Genomic DNA, 15,508 nt, shown 5'->3' with positions numbered 1-15,508 from the left:
ATCTTGGGAGTTGTCTCCGGGCAAAAGCTGGGGAACTAGTCTCGTCGACCGTGGACAATATGGACAACAGCTCGGGAAACAAATGAAATACGGTGTGTACAAACGAAACAGATGAACAGGCGGTCCGGGGGGTTTATATCATTTGGCAACACAACCCTCACCAATGGGTCAATTTGAGTTCAAGCGTGGGAACACCCCCTACGTCAACAGAGGGGCACTCACCGACGAGTATACTCCAAATTCTCTCGTCGGTCGCGATGACGAACTCGAAGAGTACCACTCGGCGCTTGAGCCGGTTATTTGGGGGGAGACTCCAAAGAACATCTTCCTCTACGGTAAGACCGGGGTCGGCAAGACTGCCTCAACTAAATACTTCCTCAAGCAGCTCGAAGCAGATTCCGAACAGTACGATGACCTTGTCCTGCGGACGGTATTTTTGAACTGCGACGGACTGGAGACGAGCTATCGTCTGTGTATTGCACTCGTCAACCAGATGCGCTCGGCCTCCCAACAAATCTCTGAATCCGGTTACTCGAAGTCTGAAGCATATGCGATGCTGTGGGAAGAACTGGAATCGAGAGCTGGAACTGTCCTCATCGTTCTGGACGAGGTTGATCACATCAAATCCGGTGAAGACAGTATTCTGTACCAGTTGTCTCGTGCCCATGCTAATGGGAACGTCTCCGATACGAAGATCGGAATCATCGGTATCTCAAACGACTTGACATTCACAGATGACCTCTCACCAAAGGTCAAAAGCTCACTGTGTGAACGCCAACTTCACTTTCCAACATACGACGCGACTGAACTCCAAGATGTCCTCCAACAGCGTGCCGATATCGCGTTCAAAGACGACGGACTCGATGAAGGAGTAATTCCACTCTGTGCTGCATACGGCGCCAAAGAAGCAGGTGACGCTCGTAAGGCTCTTGACTTACTACTAGAGGCAGGCGACGTTGCTCGCGAAAACAAACGCAGCTTAGTCACCGAAGACGACGTCAACCGAGCACAAAGCCGGCTGAAATCGAAGAAGGTCAGGCGTGGGATTCAGGGATTACACGAACACGACCACTACATACTCTATGCTCTCTGTGTGTTGGCTGCAAACGGCAAGATGCCTGCGCGTACACGTGTGATCTACCCACAGTATGAGCGAATCTGTGAAGCTGGTGATATCGACCCCCATACTTCTCGCTGGGTATCTGACCATCTTGACGAGCTCAAAATGCTTGGCTTGCTTTCGGTGACCGAAAAGAACCTTGGCCGGAAAGGTGGAAAATACCGGAAGTGGGACTTGAAGACTGACATCTCTAACATTCTCGAATCGATAGAAGAAACCCTGAAAGTAGTAGGAGTCCTTCGCAGTATCGAACCGTACATCCCTGATTCACTCGAGCTTCGGTCCAACTGACGGTGCGGCATTTTTTGCTGGGGCCAGATTCACTCCGATGTTCCTGCTGACACTGCCACTCGGTGGCTTCAGTAGGAAACTCATCAGTTGGCGCGGAGCCACAACACCTTGTACCGCCGTAAAATGCGGATACTGAGTCGTCTTTGTCTATCAACAATCTCCTTGCTGAATCAACTCGCCACTCTTTAAATACTCGGTCAGACACACCACTATTGCCAGTAAAAACTAGTATCCTCCCAACGACCTCAGATTCATCACACTTCTATTGGAGAACGCGTCAATCGAGACCTTCCAGCGTCCAAAGAGTACTCTGGAACAACTACTCCTCCAAGTCTATTACTCCCCGTTACATACTGTTACATATGCCCGTTGATTTCGAAAATTACCAGCCATCGGATCTTCCAGGACCGAATACGAATGGGCGGACCATTCTTCGCTTCCTCGCAGCGACTCCAGAAACAGGCTATCGAGCAGGTGAGATTGCTGAGGCGCTCGACATCCCACGAGGAAGTGTTGGGACGACGCTCAGCAGACTCCATAATCAGGGGTTTGTGCGTCACAAGGGCGAGTATTGGGCGATCAATCCCGGCGCCTACGATGCACATACTGCGAGCTTGATTGGCTTGGCTGCCGTGAGCGAGCAGTTTGAGGGCGACTACTACGACGAGAATCCGGACTGGGATGCAAATCTCCCAGACCTCGATGAGTATGAAGATGCAGACTCGGGTGCGGAGTGAACCATCTCGGGGCCAAGCCCGAGGCACTCGCCTTGTTTTCTCTGTAGAACAAGAATGGGGTGGTGCCGCAGCGAGCGACTGGCCTTCGGTGAGTGGCAAGTTAGTTTCGAGCTTTGGCCCTTCGCCGGAAGTCTTATCACGAATTATGGATAATTCGTAATTGAGATGGCGCAATCACCTCCCCGGTCAGGCCGCCCACCAATTCAGCAGCTTCAGACGGTGGCCGACCTCCTCGACACACCCACACTTGCTCGGCTGTATGCCCATATCTTACAACACGGACCGGTCACCGTGTCCGAGTTGGTCGGCAAACTCGATATTCCACAGGGAACTGCCTACGACTATATGCAGAACCTCGAAACAGCTGGGTTAGTAGAGAAAGTCTGTGAGCAGCGTCCGTACGAATACGATGCCGAGTCGATCGCACTTACGCTCTCGACAGACGGTGAAACCCAAACGATCACACCAGCACTTATCGCCGCTGTTGCCCGCCGCGACCAGGACGAGGACATCGACATCTACATCGAGCGACATGGTCTCGACGGCCTTGCTGTCGCCCTCGAGTACGCTTCCGAGTACGTCGACGGGACGGTCAACCATCGGATTGCGGCCCGGGAACTTGACCTTTCACCGCTTGAAGCCGAGATCATTCTCCAGGCGCTGGAACCAGTTGCCACTGAGTACGCCGATTCCGGTGCATGAAGACGGTGTATATCGCTGATACCGGTGTCTTCGTTCGGTGTGGTGGGCCAGACAAGGACAAGTTTCAACGGCTCCGTCGAGCACTCCAACAGGCTGGTGTCTCATTGCGTGTCCCCCAACGCGTCTACGAAGAACTCGGTGGCGATCCGGCAGCGGACGCGTATCCCTCGGGAAATATTCCCTATCCCGATGGATTCGAGGAGGGCTGGATCGTGGTTGCCGACGAACTTGACTACACCAACCCGCTTGTCTCGACGGTGATGGACGAAGCCCGCCGGTTTATCGCTAACGAGACTGGCCGTGACGAAGATATCACCGAGAAAGCGGACACGGCACTCGTGGGGCTTGCTGCTCAGGTACTCGATACAGAGCAGGCGGATCACGTCGTTCTCTTGACGACCGACAAACCGGCGGGTCGGGCGGCCGAAACACTCCTTCCTCAACATGGCTTCAGTGACCGTATCGAATTCCGATATGTCAGCGTTGAGTATCTCGAGACGATCACGGCCAATGAATTTCGATAACACAGCAACGAGGTGAGGACCGATGAACGACGATCATCCTTCCGTTCCAAAATAACTCTCGCCGAAGCTTTGAGCATTACCCTAGAACAGGGGATGACGTCGCGGTGGTGACGACAGGAACTATTGACGCAACCCTCTCATTGGCTGGCGGTTCTCCGAGTGGGCCGCTGGTGACCATACTGATGATGACTAGACGGCAATCGTGTCCGACGATGTTTACCGAGAACTCACTTCGAGGATCTCAACGCGTGCGTCTTCCCAGAGTACGCCTGGCAGTCAGGTAGGAATCAAGGACTCAAGCAGAATACGATACAAATCTATCTGCCTTCGAGATTTCTTTTGTGAACCTTACATCTGATTTGGCATGCTACCACACTTCGTGTCGGCCAGTAAATATATAATATTACGGAAATCTGGTTGACATGTACGCACCGCAAGACAATCGGTGTGGAACGATACCGAACCCATGATCTCCCGCTCAGTCACCGTCGAAGACATCGATGAGTTGTTCCTCAGATGGAACGACCATCTCAACGCATCGGCCCTCTATCGGCAAGCCCTCCGCGACGAGATGCAACTTCGCGACGTTGAGCCGCACGAACTCCGCGCACAACTCTCCGAAGCGCGTGAGTTGGGCTACTCGCTCGATGAGATTGCAACCATGACGAGTCGCTACGCCGACCTCCAAGCGCTCGTGTACGACCACACCGAGTGACCTCATGTCTGACTCACACTCCCCTACTGACGCTCGCTCCACCGACCAGCGACGGCCCTCCCAATCCATCCTCCGACACGTCGCGATCGGGAGCGTCCTGTTCACGATCGCTGCTGTCCAGCCAGTTGCCGCACAAGACAGCGTGGTCTGCAGCGCTGAGAAATTGCCGGGGATGGTCGAGGGCTTCTTCCAGATCACGACGACGCTCGGCTTCATTGGGTTAGCAGTCATCTGGCAGGCCGACTCCCTCGCTGAGATCTTCACCGCCAGCCCCGAACAGAAAAAGCGACTCAAAGTCCACAAGCGCGCGGCACTCAAATCCGCCCTCATCTTGGCGGTGCTTGGCCCGCTTTACACCGTCGTGGCGTCGATTATGGGCCTCCCACTCGGCGACTGCGTGAACCTCGCCCCCTGGTAAGCGCCCCACCAATCCACCTTTACCCTCCCATGGAGCATCGAGTGCCCTCCGTACTGGTAGCCGCGTTGCTCGTGTCGAGTTCCATTATCGGCCTCGCCACGGCACAGCCCCCGAGACCAGGGACTGAGACAAACGGCCTCACGGAAAGCGAGGCGGCGACGCTCTGGTCTCGTGATAGCGACCGCTACGTCAGTCAACAGGCCTACCAGCAGCAGTACGGCGACGACCGAACGGCACTCCACCAACTCGCCAACGGGACTGACATCACGTTCACGCGCCCGCCGGCAACAGCCGCGACGTGGACGCGCAACGACTTCGCGGATCTCGACGCCGGCGGGCCCGACACGTCGACGTATCCGCCCCACGCATCACTCGAAGATGGGACGTTCATCGATGATGCGCACGCGACGATCTTCGCGGTCACGCCATCGACGCGCGGCCATCTCGATGCAGGTGAGACACCGCTCTATATCGCTCCCAACGGGACGGTTCGTGGACTCGTCGATTACCGCGTTCGCGTTCCAACCAGGAACGAAACGGGCAACCGGACTACCGACTGGGCACTCGTCTCCCATGAGATTGAGGACATCCGTCTGAAAATCGACGGCATTCCAGTCGCAACTGCGAGCGGCACTCACACGCCAGAATTACAGTATCACACCACTCACTCGTGGGGTGCGAACCTCACGCTCGAAGCGACCATCTCTGTTCGCCTCAAGAAGACAGTCGAGACAACGGTTGGTGGCGAATCTAAGACGACAGTCAACTACCGGACGGAGACACGAACCGTCTCGGATACACTCGATACCGAGATTTACGACCTCGCGGCGTACCCCTACTACGCGCAGTACCCGAACGGGGATACTGGCGTCGCGATTTTCCAGTCCCGGCCGTGGCAGGGCTATACGCTCACCGACGATGAGAACTCTCGGGTCCGTGGTGTGTGGCGGTTCTACACCGCTCGCAACACGAACTGGGACACCCTCGTCACATCGACCGGGTCAACGACAACCACGGCACAGTCGGATGCGATTCCCGTCCGAGTTCACGCGTATCCCTCACAGATTGGCCCGCGAGCAGAGCCGGTTCGCGATGGGCCGGATATCATCGACACGTGGGGGGCTGACCGGGCGTCACCCCGTGAGACGATCGGCGAGAACGTGACTATCGAGGTCGTCAACGAGTCGTACACCCCGACCTACGGGTTGGCCGTCCGCGCAGAGACTGTCGACCGGGAGGCGCTTCGGGTAGGCGGGATCGTTCGCGGGGTGAATGCCACGGTTGTCGACCCCCAAGTCGGGTCGGCGCGACAGCTTCGAGAGAGTAACCTCTCTGTTGAGCTCGTTTCGCAGACGACGTCGAACGCGACGCTCCGAGTCGAGTTGCGCGATAATCAGACGGGTGCGCCGATCGCGTCGAATGGGAGTGACCGACAGTACCCGATTGGCGGGTCGTCACACAGCGGCTACATCACCGTTGGTGACCAGCGCGTTGAGACCAACGGGAGTGGCGTCGCGATCGTCACGCTGGACGAGCCGGGGATCTACACCGCTCGCTACCACCCCGGCACGTGGCTTGGCCACGACCCAGCATATGTGGGTGATACGGCCTCCGTTCGCTGGCACCCACTCGGGACTCTCGAGGGTTGGGTTGCATTCGTGTTCGAAGTCGGCTGGCAGGCAATCCCGTTCGTCGTGACGTTCTACGCCGGTCGCCGACTCCTCCGTATGTTTGGACCGACAGATAGCTACTACCGAAACCAATGATACCGACCGATTCACCGATTGATAGACGTACCGTCCTTCGAACACTCGGCGGGGCCGCCCTCGCCAGCGTTGCCGGCTGCCTTGATGGTAATCGTCGCTCGGGTACAACGACGCCCGACCAGACATCGGCGACGACCGAACGTGCTGGTCCCCTCTCACGCATCGCTGTTGAGGGGCAAGCCGTCGTCGTTGAGGTTGATGCTGACGCACCCGTCGAACAGGTGAACCTCATTCAGCCGAATGGGGAACTGTTCGGGAAACGTGGGCTTGCCGCCGGCGCACGACAGGTTTCGTTCGAAATCGGGACTGCCTACGAGCCCGGTGAGTACCGTGTCGTCGCGTTGGATGGTGAGGAGACCGTTGCTGAGGGTTCACTTTCGATTCAACCGGACCTCAGCATCGTCGAGATGGGGATTGGGAGAAATCAGCCAGAGAAGATGTGGAACTCTTCGGGTGACGAAGTTACTGATGAGGCGTTTGTGACTGTTGAGAACCGTGGAACGGGGCCAAACGCAGTCACGAAATTACTCTTCATCGGAGACGTTCCGTATCCCTCCGATGAAGAGGGGACGAACTACGCCAACCATGACGATGTTAGTGGGATCTATGACCCCGAGTCTGACTCTGAAGTAGCTGAAGTTGTTATTCCAGCCGGGAAGCAACTCACGATTTACAGCTTCCGGTCTCCGTTTGCTTTTGTTCCCGGTTCAGATATCTCGTGTCAAGACGGGGAGCAGAGTGGTGAGTTCAACCTCATCCTCAAAACACGTGTAGCTGCTTCTGAGGTGTCTAAGACCTACAACGTTCAGTATACAGACTCGACTAGTACTGAGGGTTGCAGTATCTCCATCGGAGAGCACGATGGTTGATCTAATTGACGTTGTACTTGAGGGATTCAAAGAGGCGCTTAGCTGGTTGACTGGCCTGTTCATGCGGGGTCTGAGAACTGGATATCAGTCTCTCACGGAGGGTATGTTTGGAACTCCGACTCCACGTACTGATGGGCCGATTGTGTTTGGAACAGCGTCTAATGGGCCGTGGCCTGCGATACAAGACGCTTTAGTTGGCGGTGAGATTATGCTGATCTCGCTGTTGTTGTTGGTAATGTGTGTTCAGGGGCGTCATGCGCTCCGAATTTTCAATATCGGGAGTGCGTACGAGGCAAGACGCACTAAGAAAACTGCGTGGGTTGGTGCGCTCCTCATCGTATCTTGGTACTGGGTTAGTATTCTGTCCCTCTACCTCGTTGATGGTTTCACGATCGCCTTGATGCCGAGTCTGAGTTCACTTGGAGACACGATGTTCGAACTTCTAGAGGTGTCGCTAACTAACCCCGTTCTCGCCTTTTTATTCGGCGTTGCTGGCGGACTGTCAATGTGGTCTCTTGAGGCGTTCTATTACATCCGTGAAGTTCTCATCTATGTCTACGTGTATGGGATGCCGATTGCGTTCGCCCTCGGTTACGGTAACCTCCCGGTCATCTCTGATATCGCAGTTGGGTTCAGCAAACGGTTTGTCCCTCTTGCAGTTCTCCCTCTCCCTGCAGCAGTCGTATTCAAAGGGTACGACCTACTGTTCTCACAGAATGCTCTTGCTCCAAGTAGTCCATTCTTGAGGTATCTTGTAGCAACGTCACTTCCACTAATCGCGCTCTATCTCACCTGGAAGACGTTCACGTACGCGACGCCCCTCACCGCGAAGGTGATTGGTGGTGCAACGCGAGGCGCAGCCCTCGTCGGCGGCGTCGCAGCCGGCGCGTATGTCGGCGGTGCTGGCGTCGCGACGACGGCCGCCCGCTGGGGGCCGAAAGCCGCCGCCGGCCAAGCCCTCGCCCAGCGAGCAGCCGCACAGCGTAACTCGACTGATGACAGCGACGGACTGCCGTCGTACCGGCGGACCGAAAACGAACCCCGAACCCGCTAACCATGTCGACAGATCAAGACACAGCCGCTCGGCGCATCATGGACCAGTTCGGCGAAGCGAGTCGCATCCCCTACCTCAACATCGAAGAGGGTGACGTCGGCATCCTTATCGCTCTCCCCATCTGTGGGTTGCTCCTCGCCGGCCTCACGGGCATTGAATCACTCGCCGTCCCGCTTATCGCAAGCGGCCTCGGGATGGGCGCAGCCATCGTCTACGTCACTCCCGACCATCTGAACGCGTGGACGTGGACGAAAGACGTCTATCGCTACGCCAAACGGCCCCGGGTTACGCTGAGCGCGCCGGAGCACCCTGACGGCCAAACGAACGAGACCGTGCGCAACGAGGGCGGGCTCGCGAACTACACGCCGTTTACTCCCGACGAGCGAACCCAAGACCTCACGAATATCGAGCGAGCGTGGCCTGGCGCCGGCGCGATTCAGCGGACTGACGGCGCGATGGAGGCGTTCATCGAAATCGACCCGGGGAACATGGACTTCGCGATGGCCGACGACTGGGCCCAACTCCAGGACGCAGGCACCGAGTTCGCCAACAAAGAACTCGACTCGAAGCTCAAATTCCACGCAACAACCCGGTCATTCCCGGTCGAACAGATCACCGAGACGATCGAGGAGCGACTCACCGACGAAGACGTCACACAGAACCCGATCTTCCGGGAACTCCTCGAGGAGTATCGGGAGACGCGGCCCAAAGAAATGCGTGACCGCGGTATTCAGCAAGTTCGGTACTACATCGGCGTGGAAGTCTCGCCACTCGAAGTCTACGACCGATACCGTGACGAGGGAACGCCGGCTGAAAAGCTGACGCAGTTCCCCGTGATTGGCATCCTGTTCAACCCGTTCGTCACACGACGAGAGGACCTCTCTGACGTCGAACGCCGCGCCCAGATGTTCGAGAAGCTGGACGACCGGATCGCAGACGTCCGTTCCGAGTTCATCCAGCAGGCCTCCGGCTGGTCTGCCCACCGACTCAGCACGGTCGAATTGTTCGTCCTGAACATGGACTTCTGGAACGGCGAGGAACACGATTTCGAGACCGAAGCCGACGTAATTCGTGAACAGCCGATTCTCGGTCGCTCACGCCGGAAGGAGGCGTTCGATGCGTAACCTCCCGTTGCAGGCGAGTCGTGATATTCTCACGCAGCTCAGCCGGTGGGCTCAACAGCCGACATCCCCCGAAGGTGCAGCATTCTATCTGGGGACTATCGTGGTGCTCGGCGTCGGCGGGACAGCCCTCTGGCAACGATATCGTACCGACGACGAGCCGGAAGTCGACTTTTCGGATGTCCTCGACGAGGAAACCCTCGAAGCGGGTGACGCGGAAGGTCAACTCCTCGACGACATCTCGGAGTCACACAAGACGGCGACAGCACCGGCGGCAATCGAATGGGAGACACGAGCTGCCCGTGTCGGTGAGCAATGGACGACGACGCTGTACATCGCTGATTACGCCGACTACCCGAATGACGGCTACTTGAGTGACCTCTTCGAGTTGACCGACGTCGAGTTTGACCTGACGGCGCACATCACGCCGAAGAACCAACAGCGCGCGCGAAACGAACTGCAGGATATTGCGGACGACCTGCAGGTCGACGCCGATTTAGAACAGAGCGTCCGGAGTGAGTACCTCCAAGAGCGGGCGAACGAGGCAGCGGCGACGTACAAGGCCGTCGAGAGCGGTGCGAGTGTGTTCGACCAAGGGCTATTCGCCACCGTCCGCGCCGACGACACGGACGACCTCCGAGATGCTGTCAGAGCAGTCAAAAGCGCGCTCCGTGACGAACCGGCGAATCTCACGCCGAAGACGGCTATCTGCCGGCAGGACCTCGCGCTCCAGTCCGCCGCGCCAATTGGCGACAACGTCTTTGGTAGGGAGTCGATTGCCCTCGGGGGTGCTGTTGGGTCGCTTCTGGCGTCGCCACATAACGCGACGATTCTCGAAGAAGGAGGCGTCGAGTTCGGGATCCACAAGGACAACCAGAGTCCGGTCGTCATCGACCCGTTTGCCCGCGATAACGGCTATGCGATGTTCACTGTCGGCGACACAGGCTCCGGAAAATCGTTCGGTGCGAAGGAGAACTTCATTCGGTCGATCGAACAGAGCAAGGACCGCATCGGGATCATTCTCGAACCGCTCAACAACTGGGCGGGCGTCTCCGAAGCACTCGATACCAAGCGCATTACCGTTGGTGGGACACTCGGGTTGAACCCGCTCGAAATCCGCCAGACGCCCGAACACGTCCAACGGGCGATGGGTGAAGACGCGAGCCCGTTCAACGAGAAACTCGACGACGCGATGAGCTTCCTGACGAACTTCTTCGCTCTCCGTGGCATCTCACTCGGCGACCGGCGAACGACACTCGAACTCGGTCTCAGACACGCCTACGAGCGTCATGGCATTACCGATGATATCACGACCCACGGTAACCCTAGCCCGACGATTCGAGAGATGCTGGATGTCTTCGAAGAGATGGTCGGCGACCCCGAGTCGTTCGTGGTTCGGTCGGATGCGGAAGCCGAGAAAATCAGCGACGATGCAACGTGGTTGATCGATCAACTGCGGCCCTTTGAAGAAGCGGGCCGCTACGCGAACCTCGGGAAGGAATCGGAGTTCGACATCCGTGACGAGAAAGTCATCTATCTCGACCTCGCCCAGCAAGAAGGCAGCGTCGACAGCAGTACGGCGCTGACGATGCAGTTGCTCATCTCGCTCGTCTACGAGCGGGCGAAAGAGACGGACAAAGAGGTCGTGTTCGTCATCGATGAAGCGCGGTACATCATGCAGGACGCCGCGAGTCTGGCGTTCCTCGAAACGGTGTTCCGACACCATCGCCACCACGACCTCTCGATTCGCCTCGTTACCCAGACCGTCGACGAGTTCTTCGAACACGCCGAGTCCGAAGCCATCCTCGACCAGTGTGCCGTCAAGCAGTTCCATCGCTTGGATGGGATGGACAAAGAATGGGCCGACGAGTTCGGCCTGAATCACGCCCAGATGCGGTACGTACAGGACGCGGTTCCCGGGAACGAAGACGCTGGTTTCTCCGAGGCACTTGTCGGCGTCGACGGCGAGTGGCGTGGTATCAGAGTCGAAGCGATGCCCAAAGAGAAGGAAGTCATCGACTTCGACCCGACCGAGCAACGGCGGGCGTCGCTCCCCGGGGCTGGTGAGACGGCGGTCTCACCCGAGATTGAGACCTTTCGGACGGAGTTAGCGCAGCAAGCAAACGGAGAGTTACAAGACATGCAGACTGATTCAACAGCAACTGACACCGACCAGCTTGGAGGTACCGACGATGCCTGAGCGTGAGTATCTTCGCGTGACGCCGACCTCGGAGGAACTCACGGCTCGTGGTATCCCGCAGACGCTCGAGAGTCTCCACAAACTGATCCCTGACAGTTCGGGGCTGTGGTCGAAACTCAACCCGTTTACATCCGCGACCCCACCGTGCTTCGAGTTCCTCGCACTCAGTACCGGACAAGACGCGCCGGTTGAGTTCTACTATGGTGCTGACGACTATCTCGGAACACTCGAAGAGCGGCTTCGGTCGATCTATCCGAAGACGTTCGACATCGAGCGTGTCGAGGTGGACGTCGCGTCGAAGTTGATTCACCCGGTCGCATTGTCTCACGAGGAGTTCGTTGAGCGGTACCAGCAGGGTGACCTGCAGTACGAGTTCACCGACGACGAGCAGTACTCGACTGCAGATGGCGACGCGGACGTGACGCCGGAAGACGGCGAAAGTACTGTACACGAGTCTGAGGGTTCACCGACGGACGCTGACGATGAGGTAGTCAGCAGAACGGCGGACGGACTGGTGTCGATTGGAGAGACAGTTGTCGAACTTGAAACGACTGACTCCCTCGCTGACGAGGTTCCGCCCACGTCCGTCGAGAAGCCGACAGTAGCCGCAGACGGGACGATTCTCGCCCGCCCCGCAGTCGACGCCGTCTCACCACGGGGCGTGCGGTGGTGTGGGTCGGCAGTTCGAAAGCAAGACTGGATGTCGTCGTTGACACCGCTGACGGCGACGCCCGACGAGAGCACGCTGCCGGCGGTCGACGAACCGGGTGCTGTGCTTGCGTCGCTGATCGACCATCTGAACGATGCACGCGAACCGCTCGCGTTCCAAGTCGTGTTTCAGCGCCGGGAGAGCTGGCAAGCGGATGCGGAACTCCGCAAAGAGGACTTGAATGATGGACGGGATACGCTGTCGCAGAAGATCCTTGGCGACCTACTTGACCCCGAACTAGAGTACGAACGTCGAACCCGTGACGAGTTGAGTGACATCGTCGTCAAGCGGCTTGACGCGATTGATGCGGTCAATCCCAAGCGCTCGTACACGACGAATATCCGGGCGATTGGCGTACCAACGAGTGATGCTGGTCGCGATGTCCTTGATGACCGCCTGTCGTCACTCGCACCGGTCTTTGACCCACTCGACGGCCCGTTCTACGAGATCGAAGCGACGCGACTTCGAGATCGTGGCTTCCGACAATCGAAGAAAGAACAAAACGCGCGAGCAGCGCTCCAGCGACTCCTCTCGCGAGAGGTAACGACTGGACGTGGTAAGACCCGGCCGGAGTTGGTTCTCTGTGGCGCTGAGCTTGCGAACTTCATCTTGGTGCCGTCGTCGGACCAACTGACGGTCGAAGGGACGAGAGGGACGCGTGCTGAACAGCAGAGTCGTGATCCGCTTCCGTGGCCCAATCCCGACTTAGTCCAGCAGTTCCGGGAAGGGATGGCCATCGGGTATGCACTCGATGAAAACGGCTCGCCGCAACAGCGTCCGATTCGGATTCCGCCGAAGCTCCTGACGACACACTACGGTCGGTTCGCCTCAACTGGAAGTGGGAAGTCGAAAGCAATCATCAACGATGCGCTGTCGCTCCGTGAGACGACTGGTGGTCCCGTCGTCATCGTTGACCCGAAGGGCGACGGGATGTGCGTCAACTATCTTCGGAGTCATTACGAGCGCTTCAACGGGCTGGGCGATGTCTACCAGTTCCGCGTCCCCGAGACGATTCCCGCGTTTTCCTTTTTCGATATTCGGCCGGCACTCGACGCTGGACGGAATCGGGCGGACGCGATTCAGGACAAGGTCGACCACTTCCACGATATCATGCGGATGATCATGGGCCGCGAGCAGTACGGACAAGCGTTCGTCGCAAACGAGATTCTCAGCTACCTCATCAAGGCGCTGTTCGACGAGGAGTACGGCAGCGACGTCTTCGGGTTGGATGACCTCTTTGCGGCCGCCCTCGAGATGCAGCGGGAGCGAACTGTGCCACCGGTTTCGGCGGACAATCGGAGCGTCGAGGAGTCGCTCACGCGGCACTTCGCGAAGGATGATCACCAGTTCCAAGTGTCGATGGACGCCGTCGGGAACCGTCTTGATAAGCTCAGAGAGGACGCACACCTGCGACGGATCTTCAGCCACGTTCCGGAGCAGGACGAGACCGGAGAGTACGTCGACAACCGATTCGACTTCCGCGAGTTCCTCGACGAAGACGTCACGATCCTGTTCGACTTGGGGGACCTCCGTCCGGAGGCACAGCGAGCAATCACACTCCTCCTGTTGAGTAACCTCTGGGACGCAGTGCAGGTGCGTCGACGTGACGGGAATACGGACTACGAGAACCTTACTAATCTCATCATCGAAGAGGCCGCTCCTGTTGCAGCAACGAAACTTGTCTCCGAGCAGTTGCTTCCACAGGGACGGTCGTTCGGTCTGAGCATGGGACTGGTAATGCAGTTCCCCGGGCAGGTTCGAAATCGGAACGAACGCGCCTACGACGAGGTTCTCAATAACATCAAGACGAAACTCATCGGGAACATCTCCATCGAGCGTGACCTCGCAGAGTCGCTGGCCCACGAAGATCTGAGTCCGACTGATCTCCGAAACCGGATTAACACGCTCCCGAGCGGGGAGTGGATCGCCCAACTCTCGAGTCCGTCATTCGGGGAGACCGGCCCAGCCCCGTTTTCGGTGAAGCCGCTCCCGATAGCGGCCGGTCATCCAGAGAGCGACGAGCCGTTATCTGTCGAACAGGCGGACCATTTCGAGACTGTGGCCCTCCCACGACTGTCGGAGCGAACACAGGCTCAGTATGGGCTTGCTGAGACTCCCATCGAACCGGAGACAGCCGAAGATGAGGGCTGGGGGAGTAGACCAAACGATAAACAGCCGGCACCAGCTGATTCGGCTAACTCGGTGGACTCGCCGCAGTCGTCGTTCATCGGACAAGCAACCAGTGGTTCAGCAAGCGACGAAGAGAAGAAAGAGAACGGCGCTGACACCACCACCTCCCTGTTTGCGAATGCCGGAATGGCTGAGTCGGACAAACCAGCCGATGAAGAAGAGAAGGCTGCTGTCGACGAAAGTGGGTCGTCACCAGTCCAGTCTGGTGGTGTACCCGTCCCGGATGACGAGCTCCAGCGCCGTGGGCTCACTCATGATGATGTTCGGTTCTTGGCTCGCGTCTTGGACGTGATGAACAGAGATGCACCAAATCACACGCTCCTGAATCATATGAGTGCGTTCAAGAGCGACTTTGGGAATCTGGACGTACAACGACTTGCCGAGCAAAACCTGCTGGAAGAAGGGCGAGCCTGTAGTCGGAAATACTATACTGTCCTCCCGGCAGGGCGTGAACTCCTCGGTCAGAAGCTTAAGGTCGGTCCTGGTCAGGGGGACATCGGTGAGAAGACACCGCACAAGGTCGGTGTGAAGCTGCTCGAACGGTGGTTAGACTCCCGCGACGACGTCGCACAGGTCAAGCCGTACTACGAATACGATGAGGAGACGGTGTTCGACGTCGCCGGCTTCGACGCTGACGGGGAACTCGTGTGGGTTGGTGAAGCCGAACTCCAGAGTAACAACAAACACGCTCCGGTTGACGACTATGACAAGCAGAGTGCGGTGGATGCGAACGCTGTCTGGGCGTTCAATAGGCGCGAGACAGCCGTCGAGGTGTTGGACTGTCTTGCAGAAGCCGACCGGATAGAGCATAGCGTAGGTGGGCGCGCCGCGCGTCGGTTCTCGGATATTCGAGAAGCCGTTGAATCGCTAAATGCAGAAGGGATGACGACGATTCGGAGCTTCAACAAACTCGATCAGGAGTTGAATCCATGAGTTGGCGTCACGCAACCCGCGAAGAGATCTATAGGTACTACACGGAGGAGTTCCCCTCGTACGTCGACGAACTCCCGTCGTTTATCACCGCGAAGGGGCCGAAACAGTACGCACTCGCGTTTCAGGAGTCCCACCCGGTACGGAAAGACGGAGTCCCAG

Annotated in this window: 12 protein-coding genes and 1 pseudogene; all 13 read left to right on the top strand. The window is 57.7% G+C overall.

Translation table 11 applies throughout. From position 1 onward, the window contains the following. The first annotated feature begins 163 nt into the window (after positions 1 to 163). Positions 164 to 1,411: an orc1/cdc6 family replication initiation protein gene (locus NDI65_RS19800; protein ID WP_004968215.1), complete on the top strand. Its 1,248-nt coding sequence runs from the start codon at positions 164 to 166 to the stop codon at positions 1,409 to 1,411. 362 nt (positions 1,412 to 1,773) lie between these two features. Next, complete coding sequence (locus tag NDI65_RS19795; RefSeq protein WP_310894133.1) at positions 1,774 to 2,148, top strand: helix-turn-helix domain-containing protein; 375 nt, start codon at positions 1,774 to 1,776, stop codon at positions 2,146 to 2,148. Between the two features lie 165 nt (positions 2,149 to 2,313). Continuing rightward, entirely contained in the window at positions 2,314 to 2,850 is a 537-nt protein-coding gene (locus NDI65_RS19790; protein WP_310894132.1) for a helix-turn-helix domain-containing protein, read from the top strand. After that, positions 2,847 to 3,374: a hypothetical protein gene (locus tag NDI65_RS19785; RefSeq protein ID WP_042662858.1), complete on the top strand. Its 528-nt coding sequence runs from the start codon at positions 2,847 to 2,849 to the stop codon at positions 3,372 to 3,374. The genes NDI65_RS19790 and NDI65_RS19785 overlap by 4 nt, the downstream gene beginning before the upstream one ends. Before the next feature lie 466 nt (positions 3,375 to 3,840). Next, positions 3,841 to 4,089, top strand: coding sequence for a hypothetical protein (locus NDI65_RS19780; protein ID WP_004967632.1), 249 nt, complete (start codon positions 3,841 to 3,843; stop codon positions 4,087 to 4,089). A 4-nt stretch (positions 4,090 to 4,093) separates the two neighbouring features. Continuing rightward, complete coding sequence (locus NDI65_RS19775; RefSeq protein ID WP_115819440.1) at positions 4,094 to 4,507, top strand: hypothetical protein; 414 nt, start codon at positions 4,094 to 4,096, stop codon at positions 4,505 to 4,507. Positions 4,508 to 4,536: 29 nt separating this feature from the next. After that, positions 4,537 to 6,273 (top strand): hypothetical protein, encoded by a 1,737-nt coding sequence (locus NDI65_RS19770; RefSeq protein ID WP_115819441.1) that lies wholly within the window; start codon positions 4,537 to 4,539, stop codon positions 6,271 to 6,273. Further along, positions 6,270 to 7,142, top strand: coding sequence for a hypothetical protein (locus NDI65_RS19765; protein ID WP_310894131.1), 873 nt, complete (start codon positions 6,270 to 6,272; stop codon positions 7,140 to 7,142). Before NDI65_RS19770 ends, NDI65_RS19765 begins: the two co-directional genes overlap by 4 nt. Further along, complete coding sequence (locus NDI65_RS19760) at positions 7,135 to 8,196, top strand: hypothetical protein (protein ID WP_115819443.1); 1,062 nt, start codon at positions 7,135 to 7,137, stop codon at positions 8,194 to 8,196. Before NDI65_RS19765 ends, NDI65_RS19760 begins: the two co-directional genes overlap by 8 nt. Positions 8,197 to 8,198: 2 nt before the next feature. Further along, a complete protein-coding gene (locus tag NDI65_RS19755) occupies positions 8,199 to 9,320 on the top strand; it encodes a hypothetical protein (protein ID WP_115819444.1) in 1,122 nt (373 codons plus the stop codon). Beyond that, a complete protein-coding gene (locus NDI65_RS19750) occupies positions 9,313 to 11,517 on the top strand; it encodes a transferase (RefSeq protein WP_310894130.1) in 2,205 nt (734 codons plus the stop codon). Before NDI65_RS19755 ends, NDI65_RS19750 begins: the two co-directional genes overlap by 8 nt. Beyond that, positions 11,510 to 15,349, top strand: coding sequence for an ATP-binding protein (locus NDI65_RS19745; protein ID WP_310894129.1), 3,840 nt, complete (start codon positions 11,510 to 11,512; stop codon positions 15,347 to 15,349). Before NDI65_RS19750 ends, NDI65_RS19745 begins: the two co-directional genes overlap by 8 nt. Continuing rightward, a pseudogene (locus tag NDI65_RS19740) lies at positions 15,346 to 15,508 on the top strand (DNA primase); the annotation flags it as partial. The gene NDI65_RS19745 and the pseudogene NDI65_RS19740, both read left to right, overlap by 4 nt.

The organism is Haloferax sp. S2CR25, assembly GCF_031624535.1.
GTDB lineage: Archaea > Halobacteriota > Halobacteria > Halobacteriales > Haloferacaceae > Haloferax > Haloferax massiliensis.
The sequence above is the reverse complement of the archived record's forward strand: the minus strand, read 5'-3'. Positions and strand labels throughout refer to the sequence as shown.